This is a genomic window from Gluconobacter albidus (genome assembly GCF_002005485.1).
Classification (GTDB): Bacteria; Pseudomonadota; Alphaproteobacteria; order Acetobacterales; family Acetobacteraceae; genus Gluconobacter; species Gluconobacter albidus.
The window spans coordinates 3,037,811-3,054,486 of record NZ_CP014689.1; the positions used below are offsets into that span (position 1 = coordinate 3,037,811).

General features: G+C 62.6%; 12 protein-coding genes. 2 read left to right on the forward strand and 10 right to left on the reverse strand.

What is annotated here, in order from left to right; translation table 11 throughout:
- The first annotated feature begins 3 nt into the window (after nt 1-3).
- Nucleotides 4-1,746 (forward strand): D-lactate dehydrogenase, encoded by a 1,743-nt coding sequence (gene dld / locus A0U94_RS13970; RefSeq protein ID WP_062108384.1) that lies wholly within the window; start codon nt 4-6, stop codon nt 1,744-1,746.
- Nucleotides 1,747-1,761: 15 nt separating this feature from the next.
- Here the strand turns inward: dld and A0U94_RS13975 are convergent, their stop codons facing one another.
- The 5 genes from A0U94_RS13975 to A0U94_RS13995 all read right to left on the reverse strand — a co-directional run bounded on the left by A0U94_RS13975 (nt 1,762) and on the right by A0U94_RS13995 (nt 8,104).
- Nucleotides 1,762-3,900 (reverse strand): TonB-dependent receptor, encoded by a 2,139-nt coding sequence (locus A0U94_RS13975; RefSeq protein ID WP_149026777.1) that lies wholly within the window; start codon nt 3,898-3,900, stop codon nt 1,762-1,764.
- A 114-nt stretch (nt 3,901-4,014) separates the two neighbouring features.
- Nucleotides 4,015-4,449, reverse strand: a complete 435-nt coding sequence (locus A0U94_RS13980) for a DUF2946 family protein (RefSeq protein ID WP_062108478.1) — start codon at nt 4,447-4,449, stop codon at nt 4,015-4,017.
- A 105-nt stretch (nt 4,450-4,554) separates the two neighbouring features.
- Nucleotides 4,555-5,445 carry an EamA family transporter gene (locus A0U94_RS13985; protein WP_077803719.1) on the reverse strand — a complete coding sequence of 297 codons (891 nt, stop codon included), beginning with the start codon at nt 5,443-5,445 and terminating at the stop codon, nt 4,555-4,557.
- Between the two features lie 2 nt (nt 5,446-5,447).
- Nucleotides 5,448-7,463, reverse strand: a complete 2,016-nt coding sequence (parE, locus tag A0U94_RS13990) for a DNA topoisomerase IV subunit B (RefSeq protein WP_077803720.1) — start codon at nt 7,461-7,463, stop codon at nt 5,448-5,450.
- 80 nt (nt 7,464-7,543) lie between these two features.
- Nucleotides 7,544-8,104, reverse strand: coding sequence for a hypothetical protein (locus A0U94_RS13995; RefSeq protein WP_062030726.1), 561 nt, complete (start codon nt 8,102-8,104; stop codon nt 7,544-7,546).
- A 216-nt stretch (nt 8,105-8,320) separates the two neighbouring features.
- Between A0U94_RS13995 and A0U94_RS14000 the strand changes: the two genes are divergently transcribed.
- Nucleotides 8,321-8,962, forward strand: a complete 642-nt coding sequence (locus A0U94_RS14000; RefSeq protein WP_233142424.1) for an Ig-like domain-containing protein — start codon at nt 8,321-8,323, stop codon at nt 8,960-8,962.
- Nucleotides 8,963-9,099: 137 nt separating this feature from the next.
- Here A0U94_RS14000 and A0U94_RS14005 read toward each other — a convergent pair whose 3' ends face one another.
- The 5 genes from A0U94_RS14005 to dprA form a co-directional block, all read right to left on the reverse strand.
- Nucleotides 9,100-10,260, reverse strand: a complete 1,161-nt coding sequence (locus A0U94_RS14005) for an OmpA family protein (RefSeq protein WP_062108378.1) — start codon at nt 10,258-10,260, stop codon at nt 9,100-9,102.
- Nucleotides 10,261-10,415: 155 nt separating this feature from the next.
- Entirely contained in the window at nt 10,416-10,757 is a 342-nt protein-coding gene (locus A0U94_RS14010) for a DUF1491 family protein (protein WP_062030730.1), read from the reverse strand.
- Between the two features lie 25 nt (nt 10,758-10,782).
- Complete coding sequence (locus A0U94_RS14015; RefSeq protein WP_149026779.1) at nt 10,783-12,555, reverse strand: S41 family peptidase; 1,773 nt, start codon at nt 12,553-12,555, stop codon at nt 10,783-10,785.
- A gap of 177 nt (nt 12,556-12,732) precedes the next feature.
- Nucleotides 12,733-15,429 carry a type I DNA topoisomerase gene (topA, locus tag A0U94_RS14020; RefSeq protein ID WP_077803723.1) on the reverse strand — a complete coding sequence of 899 codons (2,697 nt, stop codon included), beginning with the start codon at nt 15,427-15,429 and terminating at the stop codon, nt 12,733-12,735.
- Nucleotides 15,430-15,454: 25 nt separating this feature from the next.
- Entirely contained in the window at nt 15,455-16,639 is a 1,185-nt protein-coding gene (dprA, locus tag A0U94_RS14025; protein WP_077803724.1) for a DNA-processing protein DprA, read from the reverse strand.
- Nucleotides 16,640-16,676 lie beyond the last annotated feature (37 nt).

A 16,676-nucleotide genomic window follows, 5' to 3' on the forward strand; every position in this document is an offset into this window, starting at 1 on the left:
AGAATGTCAGCGTCACTACAAGGCAGTTCCGAGGCCAGCTCAGAAGTCAGCGATGCCTCGCTTATCCACTCTCTCCGCGCCATTCTCGGGGCGCGACATGTCCTGACGACACCTTCGGCGACCTATCGCTTCCGCAAGGGGTTCCGTTTCGGCATGGGAGACGTGGTGGCGGTGCTTCAGCCGGGCAGCCTTGTCGAATTGTGGCGTGCCGCGAAGCTCTGCGCCGAATCCGGCCGGATCATCATCATGCAGGCCGCCAATACGGGCTTGACGGGCGGCTCCACCCCTGATGGCAACGACTATGACCGGGGCGTGGTCATCATCAGCACAAACCGTCTGGACGGCATCCACCTGATTGGCGAGGGGCGGCAGGTCGTGTGTCTGCCCGGTTCCACCCTGCATGATCTGGAAGACAAACTCGCTGCCATCGGCCGCGAACCCCATTCCGTGATCGGGTCGTCCTGTATCGGTGCGTCGGTTCTGGGCGGTGTCAGCAACAATTCCGGCGGCGCGCTGGTCCAGCGTGGTCCCGCCTTCACCGAAATGGCGCTGTTCGGCCAGATGGGTCCGGACGGCAAACTGCATCTCGTCAATCATCTCGGCATCCGTCTGGACGGCAACCCGGAACAGATCCTCGCCGCCGTGCAGGCCGGACAGCTTCCCGAAGCCGCCATCGACTGGAACGCCGGACGCGGTCACGACGAAAATTACGCCACCCATGTCCGGGACGTGGATGCCGATACGCCCGCCCGGTTCAATGCCGATCCCAACCGCTGGTATGAAGCCGCGGGATGCGCGGGCAAGCTGGTCGTGTTTGCGGTCCGCCTGGACACATTCGAGGCGAACAAAAACCCGGCCGTGTTCTATATCGGGACGAACAGCACGTCCGATCTTGAAGACCTGCGCCGTCATGCCCTGACCCATTTTGACGAACTGCCGATCGCCGGTGAGTACCTGCACCGTGATGCGTTCGACATCGCCGAGAAATACGGTAAGGACACGTTTGCGGTCATCCGCTATTTCGGCACGAAATACCTGCCGAAATTCTTCTCGATGAAGTCCCGCTTCGACGTTTTCGCGCAGAAACTGCCGTTCCTGTCCGATCATTTCAGCGATCTGGCGATGCAGGTCCTCAGCCACTTCCTGCCAAAGCAGCTTCCCCGGCGCATGTGCGAATACCGTGACCGTTTCGAGCATCACCTGATGCTCAAGGTCTCGGCCCCCATGACCGCGCCCGTTCGGACCTATCTGGAACAGTGGGCCTCAGGCACGGGGGGCGCTTTCTTCGAATGTACGCCCGAAGAAGGCAAGCTTGCCTTCCTGCACCGCTTTGCCGCGGCCGGTGCTGCCGTGCGGTACCGCGCAATCCACACGAAAACGGCCGAAGACATCGTGGCGCTCGATGTCGCCCTGCGCCGCAATGATCGTGAGTGGTTCGAGGTTCTGCCGAAGGAGATCGAGGACAAGATCATCGTCAAACTCTATTACGGTCATTTCTTCTGCCACGTGATGCACCAGGATTACGTGATCAAAAAGGGCTACAACGCCATGCAGGTGGAGCACGACATGCTCCCCGGACTGGACGCCCGCGGCGCGCGCTATCCGGCGGAACACAATGTCGGGCATCTCTACAAGGCGCCGGACGAGATGGTCGCCCATTACCGCAGCCTCGATCCGTGCAACTGCTTCAATCCGGGCATTGGCCTTGCGACAAAGACCCGGAACTGGGTTGCCGAGAGCGTCTGACGCTCCCGACTCTCCTTAGAATGCGGCGGTCAGGTTCATGTTGAAAGACCGCCCCATTCCCGGCAACGGCCCCAGAACACCCGTAGCGTCGTAATCCCCCAGCGAGAGGCCGCCCAGCGGCAGGTAATATCGCTGGTTCAGCACGTTCGCGAGTTCGGCATTGAGCGTGAAATACCGCCAGCGATAGCTCCCCCCAAGCCCCAGCAGAGCATAGCCGGGCGTGCGGGGCTCGTTGCGTAGCCAGTCCACGGTGTCCTTGGATTTCACGAGCGTCACCTCTACGCGACCTGTCCAGTTCTCATAGGTCTCGTGCAGCCCGATCAGGCCATTCGCAGGCATCTGGTGATACAGGCCCGAATGCGTGACCAGATCCACACCGCGCACCCAGTTGATGTTCCCGACCAGCTCGCCCCGTCCATAAGCCGTCCTGTCCCACAGGCGCACGGAGCCTGAGGCGTTGATGCCATAGCTCTGGGCGTTGTGATTGACGAAACCCAGCATCGACAGTCCGTTCGAGAAGCTGCTCAACCGCCGGACGTTAATGTAATTGTGCGTATAGGTATAAAACGGCTGGATCTTCAGATCCCAGCGCTGGGTCGGGTTCGGATCATGCCAGTCCACCGTGACACTAGCCGTATTCGCGACCTCGGGCGACAGGTTCAGGTTCCCCACATAGCCGTTGCCATCGCCAAACCAGCCGATCATCCGCGTCGCCATGCTGCCCATGCCCCAGGCATAACGCTCATACAGGTTTGGCGAGCGCGTCTTGCGGGCATAGCCCCCTTCAATGGACAGGCTGTCCAGCGGCTTCCAGCGGCCCGTTGCGGTCACGTCGAAATTGACGTCCGTGCGCCCGCGTGACGCCTGGTTGAACCGCTCCGCCGCCATCGCATCGGCCATGGCCATCATCCCGGTCCAGGAATAGGGCGCGACCTTGCCCGTATTCATCATCACCAGATCGTTGCGGAATCCGAGCTGTGTGGAAAAGCGGGGCAGCCACTGCGCGTCCCATTCCGCGAAATGACCCAGCCGGTCCCGATGGCCGTTATTGATGTTGTGATAGGTGCCTGGCCCCATCATCATGCTGCCCTGAAGCGGCGGCCACCAGTCGTTCAGTCCGTTATGGTCGAAGGAACTGCCCAGCTTGAGCGTGTGCTTCAGCCCGAGCGGAATGGTCGCCTTGATCGCATAGGTCGCCGTCCGCGCATCCGTATTCATCGGCATACCCGTGGTCGCGCTGTGACCGCCCTTGTCCGAAAGCATGTCCATGACATGCGTCACCCGCTGCCAGGAGCCGCGCACATCGAGCGTGCCCCAGTCGAAGTCGCCCTTGTACTTGCCGTTCACGAAGGTGGAGCGGTTGTTGGTCATGTCCATGTACTGGTTGGGAAAGCCCTCATAGGGGATGTCCTGCTGACCGAAGGTCAGGGCCAGAAGATGGTTGGCCTTCTTCACGCCCAGCGTCACGGCATGGTTGAAGCTCAGATACTTGGTGGACCGCACCTGTTTCCCGCTCCCGCCTGCCTGATAGTCGCTGGCATGGGAATAGGACGCCGTATAACGCAGGCTGAACATGTCATTGGCAACCGTCAGGGACCCTGAAGCCCCCGAACCGCCACCGTTGCTGCGATAATCCCCCCGCACATGCCCGGTCACGAAGATATTGCCCGTTTTGGCAAAGAGCGGGTCTTTGCGTTCGATCTCGACGGTCCCGCCGATGCTGTCCCCGCCCAGACTCACGGGCGTGATCCCCGCAATGGCCACCGCACGCGAAACGCTGTCGGGATCGACATAGGACATGGCGGGATTCATATGGTTCGGACAGGCAGCATCAATCCGCATCCCATCCACGAGCGTCGCTACCCGGTCGTCGGCCATACCGTTCAGGACGGGCAGGGCGGAGACGCCGCCTGCGGAATAGGTGCTGTAACCGAGCGCATGGTCCAGAAGATGCGCTGTATCCGCGCTGGTCGTCTGGGGTTGGCGTATGCCGATAACGTTCAACTGCTCGGCTTTGGTAGACTCGACGGAGTCCGGCGGGGAGAGGACATCCTGTGCGGATGCTCCTGAAAAGGCGGTCAGGGTAAAGAAAAGCGCCGTCAGGCACGGGCGCGCATAACCTGCGTCCGTGCGGGTCCTGTAATGGGGGAGCATGGTCCACATCCTCGACTGATCTGAAATCCAGTCACGGCGGATCACGCCCCACAGACTGTCCCAACAGAGACAGACCGCAGGCACTTTCGTCCTCCGCCATGACCACAATGGGGTTCAGACGAGGCGAGGTGGCCCTCGGGAGGGGGGAAGCAGTCGCCAGATCGCGGGAGGCGCACGCGGCGCCCCGGGCGTCTGGCGGATCTGACGTCCTATGGTCCCACAGGCCGGCAGTATAGGCAGGCTGGCCAGAATGACCGCCAGAAGCTGCAACAGCGGACAGAGCGGGCAGGTGCCGTCATGCGAATGGTGATGATGCTGATGTCCAGCGGTCATGCCGGGCATCGGCCCGGACATGTGCTCCATCATCACCATGGGGGAAGGTGCAATGTCGATGCCCGTCAGGCGCTCGATCGTCGCCCGGGGACTTTCTTCGGGATAGGAACATCCTTGAAGAACGAGCTGCCCCAGAAACCCCAGAAGAACCACGGCGATGACTGCCAGCGCAGGCAAACCGGAGCGTCGGTTCGAAGGGGGAAAGAGGCGGGACATGACGCCCGCATCTGGCGCCCGCATCCCCTACCGGTCAAGAGCGCGAAATACGTCCCGACCCTATATTTCTGTCTGTTTTCAGCCGATTATAGGGCCCGCATTGCGTCAGTGCAGGGATTTCTGCCGACCGGTCAGCACATTCCCCGCCGAGGCAGCAGCAATGCACAGTACGCCCATCCAGCGCATTGCGGACAGGGCCTCATGCAGAAACACGAATCCTGACAGAGCGCCCAGCATCGGCTCCATGCTCAGCAGGATCCCCAGATCGCGCGGGCTCAGGGTCCGCATCGCCATCATGTCCAGAATATACGGCACCGCCGAAGAGAGGACCGCCACGCTCAGCGCCGCCCCGCCCTGCCAGGGGTGGGTCAGGACCGTCGGGATCGTCGGGATCAGGCAGGGCAGAAGCAGGATGGCCGCCGTGCTCATGCCCAGTGTCGTGGCGACGGGTGCGGGGAACATTTTCCCCATCCGCGTGCCGGTCAGGATATAGACCACCCAGCCGCACCCGCTCAGAAGGGCCGCCGCCACGCCGAACAGGTTGAGCGACGCCAGACCTGCTGTCGATCCTTCGGGGCGCAGCAGCAGGAACAGCCCCGCAACCACAAGCCCAGCCCAGCACAGATCCAGCCAGCGGCGGGAGCCGACCAGCGCTAGCGTCAGGGGGCCGGTGAACTCAAGAGCAACGACGACACCCAGAGGCAGCCGGACCAGCGCCACGTAAAAGCAGAAATTCATGATCGCAACGGCGGCCCCGTAAGGCAGCAGGAGCTTCAGCCGTTCGACCGTCAGCGTACCGCGTGTCGGGCGCCAGATGCACAGCAGGATCACAGCTGCCAGACAGACACGCAGCCCCACCATGCCGGTCGGACCGAACAGCGGGAACAGTCCTTTCGCTAGCGTTGCGCCGATCTGAAAGGAGGAAATTCCCCCGATCAGACATCCGACGGCCTTGAGCTGGCTATGAGACTCCGTGGAGCTGGCCGGTGACGACACGCTCAGACGTCAAGCTCGTCAACGGAGCGGGCGTGTTCCTGAATGAAGCGGAACCGCAGCTCCGGCTTGCGGCCCATCAGGCTTTCCACACGCTCGCTGGTCGTCAGACGGTCCTCGGGTGGCGTAATGACGCGCAGAAGCGTCCGCCGGGCCGGGTCCATGGTCGTCTCCTTGAGATCCTTCACCGGCATTTCGCCCAGACCCTTGAACCGGGAGACCTCGACCTTCGCATTGGCCTTGAAATCGGTCTTGATCCGCCGCAGCCGGTCCTGATCGTTCATGGCATAGACCGTCTTTGGTCCATGCGTGATGCGATAGAGCGGAGGCTGGGCCAGATGCAGATGCCCCTGACGGATCAGTTCGGGCATTTCGCGATAGAAGAACGTCATCAGAAGCGACGCGATATGCGCCCCGTCCACGTCGGCATCCGTCATGATGATGACACGACCATAGCGCAGCCGGCTGATATCGAACGACGCCCCGATGCCGCAGCCCAGAGCTTCCGTCAGATCCCGAAGTTCCTGATTGGCCCGCAGCTTGTCGGTCGTGGCGGAGGCCACGTTGAGGATCTTGCCCCGCAGCGGCAGCACGGCCTGCGTCTCGCGGTCGCGCGCCTGACGGGCGGACCCGCCAGCCGATTCGCCTTCCACGAGAAAGAGCTCCGTCTCCGCAGCATTTTCACGCGTGCAGTCTGTCAGCTTGCCCGGGAGGCGCAGCTTGCGCGTGGCGCTCTTGCGGGCCGTGTCCTTGACTTCGCGGCGGCGCAGGCGCTCTTCCGCACGCTCCACCATGAAGGCCAGCAGGCTATCCGCCTGCTGCGGATTACCGCCGAGCCAGTGATCCACGCGGTCGCGGAGCGCCCCTTCGACCAGTCGCGACGCTTCCTGCGAGGTCAGCTTGTCCTTGGTCTGTCCCTGGAACTGTGGGTCGCGCACGAAGACCGAGAGCTTGGCCGCCACGGAGCCCAGAACGTCCTCAGCCGAAATCGCAGCAGCCCGCTTGACCTTGCGCTGATCGCCCCAGGCGCGCAGGCCCTTAACCAGCGCGGCCCGGAATCCGGCTTCATGCGTGCCGCCCTGAGGCGTGGGAATCGTGTTGCAGAACGAGGACAGCGTCGCCGTTCCGCTCTCAAGGAACGCCACAGCCCATTCCACACGCCCCCCCGTGCGGCCGTCGGCTGCAACCGGAAGGTCCACGTCGCCTGCCCAGAGCGGTGTCAGCAGATCCGGATCAGGCCCGAGTTCCGCCGAAAGGGCATCTTCCAGCCCGTTGGGGAACTGGATGGTGGCCTCAACCGGCGTCTCGTCGCCTGCCTTGATCAGGGAAGGTTCGCATTTCCACTGGATCGTCACCCCCCGGAACAGGGCAGCCTTGGAGCAGCACATCCGGTAGAGCCGGGCCGGGGAGAAATGATGGTTGCCGAAGATTTCCGGATCGGGCGTAAACCGCACCGTTGTGCCGCGCCGGTTGGGCGCGTTACCGACTTCCGCCAGCGGCGCCAGCGAGACACCGCGCATGAAGTCCTGCCGGTACAGCGTCCTGTCCCGCGCGACCTCGACTTCCAGCTTCTCGGATAGCGCATTGACCACTGAACTGCCCACGCCATGCAGGCCGCCGGAGGTGTCATAGGCCTTGCCCGAGAATTTTCCGCCCGCATGCAGCGTGGTGAAAATCACCTCAAGTGCGGATTTTTCTGGAAATTTCGGATGAGGGTCGGTCGGGATGCCACGGCCGTTATCGCGCACCATGAGCGTGCGCGGGCCTTGCAGCCGCACGTCGATGGTGGTGGCATGACCCGCCACCGCTTCGTCCATCGCATTGTCGAGAATTTCGGAGGCGAGGTGATGATACGCGGTATCATCCGTCCCGCCGATATACATGCCTGGCCGGCGCCGGACAGGCTCAAGCCCCTCCAGCACCTCGATGTCGTGGGCACCATATTCCGTATCGACCGGCCCCTTGCGGGACGTTCCGGTCTTGGGTTTGCCTGTCTTGCCTGACTCGAACAGATCGCTCATGTCTGCGTTGTCGCCGCCCCGCTACGGAACGTCAAGCAAACGCTTCGGGGCAGGGCGACCGTTGGCTTCAGAACAGGCTCTCAGGCGCGGTTCGTACGGCGTGTTGCGGTATTTTTCGTTACGCCCTTGCGGGAATGGCGATCCACTGTCGCCGGGGCTTCACAGCTCTCATAGGAGGCAGGCTGGGCCACATCCTTGGCTTCGGCGTAATGGGCCAGGTCGGCAGAGCTTTCGAGAGCATTGATCTCGTCGAACATCGCCTCGCGCTGCTGACAGAACACCGTGCCGGATTTCAGTCCGCCGAGCGACTGGATGTCGGCAAGCTGCGTGATGTAGTCGTCATGCTCGACCTGCGCGCGACGGCCATAGGTCGTGCGGAAATAGCTGTTCAGGCGCTCGTCCGCATTCAGCAGGGCAGGACGGAACTTGTTGACGAAGGCATTGTAGCGGTCCTGCGCCTTGCACGACAGAGCCGTCACCATCAGTTCGGACTTCAGGCCGGCCACATCGAAAGCCTCATGGGCAGGCGAGTTACCACAGTCCGCAGCGCGGGCGGACAGGGGATGAACGGCAGCAAGCGTAGCGCAGGAAAGCCCGGCAGCAAGCAGGCCCTTGACGGAACGACGGAAGATCGACGGCATTGACAGACTCCACAAGACCGGATCGACCGGCCACAACCACTGGAACAGACTACCTGCGGTCGACCCCCGGCGAAAGCTGATTCTGCGTCTGAGGAACGTGCGGCAAGCCCTTCATCCGAAACATGATTTCATGGCAGAAAAGGGGCGCCATGCCTCTTGGCGCCAATTTATCGGCCCTGTGGCACAAAATACCGTCAAAAAGGCCGGAGCATCAGGATGCAGCCTTTCGCGCCGTGCCGTCCTGCTCTACATGCGAACGTCTGTCTGCTGCGGAAACGCGGCCTGTCCTGTCACGATGCGTTGGAGTTGACCGTGCGTCTGCGAGGTTCTGCCATTACCCTGGGTTCGGCACTTGCCGTGTCCCTGCTTCTCTCCGGCTGTGCCCAGCAGCCGATCGTTCAGCGTTCCGTGGCTCCGAATCCTTTCGGTTACCAGCGGGCATCCGCCGTCTGCCACGTCTCCGCCGTCAAGAAGGCTGCCGATGGAACGATGAGTGTGGACATGACGGTCCGCAGCGATGACGGACTGTGCTCCATCGCCATCCAGAAGCCGATGGGAGGCAATTATGCGTCCTTCGGCGTCAATCCCCCGCCGACACATGGCAAGGCTTTCCTCTACAATTATGACGGCAAGACCTACGTGGACTACACGCCCGCCACGGCTTATGCCGGAACGGATTCGTTCACGGCCGAGCTGATCCCCGGTGGCGGTCAGAAGCGCGAGCATCTGACGATCCACGCCACGGTCGATGCAACCGGTGTGGTTGTCGCAAAGCCGCCCGCAGTCGTTGCCCCCACACCGACGAAGGCCACAGCAAAGAAGACCCCCGTCCGTCACACGACGCGCCGTAAGAAATAAGAGATCCATTTCTGGATGGACCGGAACAGGGCGGGGAGAATTCTCTCCGCCCTTTTTCATGCCTGACAGACACAAAAAAACCGGCGGCTCCACAGGAAGCCGCCGGTTGACTGGAAAGCAGGACCTGTTCGCAGGTCTTACTTGAAGTCGATTTCCACGCGCCGGTTCTGCGGCTCGCGCGTATTGGCTGCCGTGACCACCAGCGGATGACTCTCGCCAAAACCCTGTGTCGTGATCATGCCCGCAGCCACGCCGTCCCGGACCAGCTCTTCCTTGACGGCGCTGGCACGACGCTGGGACAGCGCCATGTTGTAGGCTTCGCCACGATGGCCCGGATGGGCCGCCGAACTGTCGGTATAGCCGCTGACTTCGATATGGGTGACCTGAACGGACGTGGAATTGCGGGCCGCTGCCGCGACCACAGCCTTCGCCCGTGCGCTCAGCGTGGCCGAATCCCAGTCGAAGAACACCAGATAGGTGCGGGTGGGCGCCGGTCCCGGAATCGGCATTGGGGCTTCAACAGGCTTCGGCGGCGGCGGAGCCGGATTGAACTCGTAACGCAGACCCAGCATCAGTGAATGGTTGAAGTCTGTTCTTGTGTCGCGGTTGCCGCTGGACACGCCGAATTCCTTCGTCTTGTCCCAGCCCCCATAAATCCCGGTCGCCGTGGCATGGTGCCCGTTCGGCCCCATCAGTGTGTAAAAGCGGTATTCCGCTGTGGCCGACAGACCCACGACCCAGGGAACGGGGAAGGACAGGCCGAAAATGCCCTGATAGGCAAAGTTTCCGGCCGTGCCGCCCACATGCTGGTCGAAGGCGCCGTTCGGAGCATGAACATAGGTGTTCATCGCCTGCCAGCCATAGCCGATACCAGCGCCGAAATACGGGAAGACCCAGGATTTGCCGATATCCATGTCGAACAGCGCATTGGCCATGACGCCATAGCCCTGCTGACGCCCGCCGACAGAAGACGGGAAGGTGCTGGAGCGGAACTGCTGCAGACGGTTGTTGCGGTAGTTGCCCTCGACCTCAACACGGAATCCGTTCCCGAGGCCGTATCCCAGACTGCCGATTCCGGTCACGCCAGCCTGATAATGGTCACGTCCACTCGGAAAGACAGGTGACAGGCGTGCTGTCTGGTCCTGGTTGAAGCTCGCGCCGCCCTCACCTGCAACATACAGCCCTTTGACGGGCTGTGCGGTTGCGGCTTCCATGACAAGCCCGGTGACAAGCATCGAAACGCCTGCAGTGAACCCGGCACGGGTCAGCCAGGTCCTGACAACGGATCGGTGCGTCATGTCCATTTTTCTCCAACCAGCCAAATCTGCCAACCTTACCGTGTGTGTTCTTGCCGAAAGCTCGGACGATGGCAACGCATCACACGGCACAATGCCGCATCATGCAGTTTTCTTTATGGCAGGTTCGCCATGTGCTGTGTCTTCACTCCCACAGTTTACGCCTCTTCGTCCAGATCGAGCCTGCGCGATCCGAGGGTCCGCTCAATGGGCTGGGAAACGTCGCGCATCTCAAGCTCGATGATCCACAGATCAGGATCATACTGTTTCTGCCGCTCCAGATAGGCGTCCACGCTGGCGGCATCAGTGGCATCCACGCGGGTCCAGCCCGATCCGTCCTCCCGCAGCACGCCGGTCCCGCCCGAACGGTCCGTCAGGACGATCAGGACCGCACCGGCATCCTCGTCTCCCTTTTTCAGAACCATGGCAGAGGTTCCATCCGAGGAAATACGGCGCAGGACAGCTCGTATCCAAAGCCCTGTTTTCAATCGTGCGCCCATGACCGTTTCCGTTCGTCCTGCAAGGTTAGTGGAGGGGCGCGCTGTTCTCGTCGGGAACAGACTCCAGGGCCGCCTTGTAAGCGGCAGGGGAAGACAGCAGCGCCTTTGCTGCGTCCATATCGGCGTCCGAGCCGATGGCGGCCGGACAGTGCTTGCGGATCTCGAGGATTTTCGCGACCGGAACCGGATAGCGGGCGCTCCGTGCCATCTGTACGGCCTCGCCCTGAAGGCTGTTTCCCGCTTTCAGGGCGGAAAGCTGCGCCTGAAGCGCCTCCGCCCCAAGGGACGTGCAGATCTGCGGCATCACGCCCAGCCCCTGGATTGGCCAGCCCAGCGGAGCCTGGTTGCGACTCCACGTCACGAACAGTTCGCCGCCATTCGGCATCTGGCCGATTACCTGAACGAGCCCCTTGCCCAGCGTCTCGCTCCCGATCACGACGGCGCGCCGGTGATCCGCCAGTGCGGAAGCGAGAATCTCGGCCGCGCTGGCCGTCCGTCCGTCCACGAGGACGACCACGGGGGTTCCGTTGGTCATGTCCCCGCCCTGAACGGCCCAGATATGGTTGGCCAGAGGATTCCGGCCCTGCGTGGTTACGGCGACGCCATGATCCAGCAGGAGGGCCGCAGTGGTCACGGCCTGTTGCAGGACGCCACCGCGATCGCCGCGCAGATCGAGAATGATGCCCGCAGCCTTGCCCTTCCCTGGCGCTGGAGGGGGAGCATCCGGGGTCGGTTCGTCCACGACCTGGTCGATATACTGGCTGATTTCCTCGGCCGTCTGGGTCGAGAAGGACGAGACACGCAGAACGGTGAAGGGGCCCTCGGTGGATGCAAACACGGTTTCCGGTGGAACCTGCACCCGTTGCAGCCTGTAGGCCGTGGGACGGTGTCCCTTTGCCGCGATCCCCAGCGTGACGGAGCTGTGCTCGTCTCCCTCCAGCCAGTCCTGAACGGTTGCGGCATCCTGACCATGCGTGGAGCGTCCATTGACGGAGACCAGATGCTCGCCCGTATCAACACCCGCTTCCCAGGCGGGACCGTTGGCGTTGACGGCCGTAATCACGATGGTTCGTCCACTTTGCCCGAGGCTCAGCCCTACTGTCCCGGTGCTGCCCGTGCGCCGCGTCCGGTCCGACGTGGCCGGGGAGGGCCCAAGATAGCGGGAATAGGGGTCGAGATGATTGAACAGCTCGTCAAAGAACCCCTGCAACAGCGCATCTGACCCTGCGTCCCGCAATGTGGAGGAATGCTGCCAGGCCGCCTGCATCGCTGCGGTAACCAGATCCGCCCAGGCGGAGTGACTGCCCGCAGCAGGCAGGGCCCGGCTGAAGAGCACTGTCTGCCCCTGAAGAACGCTCAGTGTCGCAGGGAGGGGCGCATCGACGGGTTTGTCAGCTGCGGTGGCCGTTCCGGGGGCATGGACGACCGCAGGTGCCGCGGTCGTGGGCTGTGTGACCGTGACGGACAGGGTCGGGTCGATGGCGGTCAGACCATCCAGCCCCCAGACGCAGAAATCCCGCGCGGAATGGGCTTCCAGCGTTCGCGGCTCCAGAAAACCGAGAGCTGCGATCAGAACGTCCCGCGTGATGGATGCCGAAAAAACGGGAGGTACTGGCGCAGCAGGAGGCACGGCCGTTGACGTGGCGGGAGCAGGGGTGGCTTCGACAGGACGGGCGGCATCCGGTCCGGCCCCGGTCGGTGCCTGAGCTTCCGCCCGACGGCTGTGGAGGGCAAGGACGAAGATGCAGAACGCCAGACACAGCGCCACACGACATGCCGCCTTGCGGCTGCGCGGCATGAAAAAGGTCACAGGGCGGGCGGCATGACGCAAGACGGGGTCCTTGGAGACGGGACGGCAAAAGAAGGCTGCTCCCGTAACGCGACCACGCCACAAACTTCAGCCACGGTAAAGACTTGCCAGATCAAATCTGGGGTCGGCAGTGCCATCTGGCAACACTGCCGACCCGATCTGTTTTCAGTCTTCCGACGACGTGTCGGAAACAGTCTTACGCTTCCGCGGCGTTGTGGTTTTCGTCTTTGTGGCAGATTTGGCCGGGATACGCTTCGTTACCGTCTTCGGAGCGGCCTCGCCTTCTTCCGAAGACGCAACGGCTTTCTTGGCCTTCGCCGTTTTCGGAGCCGCTTTTTTCGCGGAAGTTTTTTTTGCGCCGCCTTTCAGGGGTTTGCCCTTTTCCGCCAGAAGCGCCACCGCTTCATCGAGCGTGACCTCCTCCATGTCCTGCCCCTTCGGCAGGTTGGCAATCAGCTGACCATGCTGGGCGTAGGGGCCGAACCGCCCCTTGCGGATCATGACCGCTTCTCCGTCCTTGGGGTGTGGTCCCAGATTGCGGATGGAGGCGAGCTTTTTTGCCAGCGAATCCACGGCCCGGTTCAGCCCGACGGTCAGGACGTCGTCGTCCTTGTCGAGCGTGCCGTAGATGGCCCCCATCTTCACATAGGGTCCGAACCGCCCGAGGCCGGCCTCGATCTTTTCGCCCGTTTCGGGGTGAAGGCCGACCAGACGGGGCAGGGACAGCAGGCCCAGCGCCTGTTCCATGGTCATGGTGTTGCCGTCGAGGCCTTTGGGAATGGTCGTCCGCTTGGGCTTGGCCTTCTTGTCCTCGGGATTGGGTTCGCCGCGCTGGATGTAGAGCCCGTACGGCCCGCGACGGATCGAGATATCCTCGCCGGTGTCCGGGTCCTGTCCCAGAACTTTCGGGCCGTCATTCAGTCCTTCGGTATCGCCTTCCTCGGCCACCAGACGGCGGGTGAACTGGCAGGTCGGATAATTCGAACAGCCGATGAACGCGCCGAACTTGCCAAGCCGCAGGCCCAGCCGCCCGGTTCCGCAGGACGTGCAGACGCGCGGATCGCCGCCATCAGGGCGGGGCGGGAAGAAATGCGGCCCGAGGTCCTCGTCCAGAGCGTCGATGACGTCCGAGATCTTCAGGTCCTTGGTCTGCGCCACGGCAGCGGAGAAATCATGCCAGAACGCTGCCATGACGTCGTGCCAGTCGGCACGGCCGCCCGAAATGTCGTCAAGCTGTTCTTCAAGTGAGGCCGTGAAGCCCGAATCCACATAGCGCTCGAAGAAGGACGTCAGGAACGCCGTGACCAGCCGTCCACGGTCTTCGGGAATGAAGCGCCGTGCATCCAGTCGCACGTAATTGCGGTCCCGCAGCACGCCCAGAATGGAGGCATAGGTCGAGGGACGGCCAATGCCGATCTCTTCCATTTTCTTGACGAGCGAGGCTTCCGAATAACGCGGAGGCGGCTGGGTGAAATGCTGTTCGGCATCCACGGCGCCGGTCGTCAGGCGATCGCCTTCCTTCATCGGTGGCAGGAGCTTACCGTCTTCGTCCTCGACCTTGGTGTCGTCCCGGCCTTCGATATAGAGCTTGAGAAAGCCGTCGAATGCGATGGTCGAGCCCGTGGCGCGCAGAAGCGTCTGACCGCTGGCATCAGCCAGCGTCACTGCGACCTGATCCAGTTCCGCCGACTGCATCTGCGAGGCGACGGAGCGCTTCCAGATCAGGTCGTACAGCTTTTTCTGTTCGGGTGTCAGCGCATGAGCGACGTCCTGGGGCGTCAGGAAAACATCCGTCGGGCGGATGGCCTCATGGGCCTCCTGCGCATTCTTGGCCTTGGTGGAATAGGCCCGCGGGGAATCCGGCACATAGTCGCCCCCGAACGCCTTGCCGATATGCCCGCGGATGGATCCGATGGCTTCCTTTGCCATCGTCACACCGTCGGTTCGCATATAGGTGATTAGACCGGTGGTTTCGCCGCGCAGATCCACACCTTCGTAAAGCTGCTGCGCCGTGCGCATCGTCGTTTGTGCGCTCATCCCGAGCTTGCGGGAGGCCTCCTGCTGGAGGGTCGACGTCGTGAAGGGTGGCGGCGGATTGCGCTTGGTGCGCTTGCGCTCGACAGAGCGGACCGTGAACTGGCCGCCCAGAACCGTATCGCGCGCTCCGAATGCCAGCTGTTCGTTGTTCAGGTCGAACTGGTCGAGTTTTTCACCCTTCAGATGCGTCAGACGGGCCTGAAAAGCGGCCTTGCCGGGCGTCGTGAAGCCGCCGGTGACGGTCCAGTATTCCTTGGGGCGGAAAACCTCGATTTCGGCTTCGCGCTCACAGATCAGACGCAGCGCCACTGACTGCACACGTCCGGCACTCCGGCTGCCCGGCAGCTTGCGCCACAGGACGGGAGACAGCGTGAAGCCCACCAGATAATCCAGCGCGCGGCGGGCCAGATAGGCGTCGATCAGCGGGCGGTCCAGCTCACGCGGGGCCGCCATCGCCGCCGTGACGGCCGATTTGGTGATTTCGTTGAAGGTGACGCGATGGACGTCCACGTTCTTCAGAAGCTTCTTTTCTTCCAGAACGCTGCGGACATGCCACGAAATCGCTTCGCCTTCGCGATCCGGGTCAGTGGCGAGATAGAGGTTTTTCGCCCCCTTCAGCGCCTTCGTGATGGCGGAGATCTGCTTTGCGCCGCGTTCATCCGTCTGCCAGCTCATGGCAAAGTTCTCGTCCGGGCGCACGCTTCCGTCCTTGGGCGGCAGATCCCGCACATGTCCGAATGAAGCGAGCACGGTATATCCGCTTCCCAGATACTTGTTGATCGTCTTGGCCTTTGCCGGGCTCTCGACCACCACAACGTCCGTCATCGCCACTCCGGTATTCCGCGTCACTTCAGTTCGGCAGCAACGCCACGCGTCCGCCGGGCACAAACTCCACAACCCCGCCGAGCTCCAGCTCGGCCAGCGTCGCAAGCACTGCCGACACGGAGAACTGGCAGCGGCGCACCACATCGTCAACTGCTACAGGCGTCACGGAGAGAAGAGGCCGCACGCTCTGCTGCACCAGATCGGGGTCAATCCAGCCGGCATCGGGGATGTCGCCCCATGCGGACGATGGTTCGGAAAACCCGGTCAAAGGCGGGGTGTGGCCTGCTGAACGCTGCCAGGGCACGGGGTCGCGTGCGGGAAGTTCCAGCGGCAAGGCCTGAAGAATATCGTCAATATTTTCTGTCAGGGTCGCCTGGCTCGTTTTCAGCAGATGATTGCCGCCCCGTGACCGCGGATCGAGCGGCGAACCCGGCACGACCAGAAGTTCGCGGCTGTAGGACTGGGCCAGATCAGCCGTGATCAGCGTGCCGGAGTCCAGCGCGGCCTCAATGATGAGGCAGCCCAGCGAAATCCCGGCAATCAGGCGGTTTCGTCGTGGGAAATGGCGGGCCAGCGGCGCGGTTCCCAGCAGGGCTTCCGTCACCAGACAGCCCTTTTCGGCAATCTGCTCTTGAAGGGATGCATTTTCCGGCGGATAGACATGATCCAGCCCTCCGGCGATTGCGGCCACCGTCAGGCCCGGATAAAGGGCAGCGGCATGCGCGGCCGAGTCGATGCCCCGCGCCAACCCTGAAACCACGCAGATTCCGGCATGGGCCATTTCGGCCGCAAGGCTTTCGGCAATCCGGATTCCCGCAGCCGAAGCATTGCGTGCTCCCACAATCCCCACGGACCGCATCGACAGTTTGTCGACATTCCCGAGCGTGAACAGGACAGGGGGCGCATCCGGCACCCGCGACAGCAGGAGCGGATAGTCCGCATCCCCCCGCAGCAGCATTTTCCCACCCAGTTTTTCAAGGCGCTCCAGTTCGTCTGCCATGCGGGAGACGGACGGAATGGCAGGATCATCCTGACGTCCCGCCTTGCGCATCCGTCCCGGCAGGGCCGCCAGAGCAGCTCCCGCGCTGCCATACTGCGTCATCAGTCGCGCAAAGTTGACCGGACCGACGCCCGGCGTCTGCGACAGGCGTAGCGTGTCGATTCGGTCTGTGGTGGATATGACGGGAGAGGGGGCTGCGGAAGCTGTCATAAGGTCTTTCTCCTTAAGGCAGATTCCTTAATAGGCA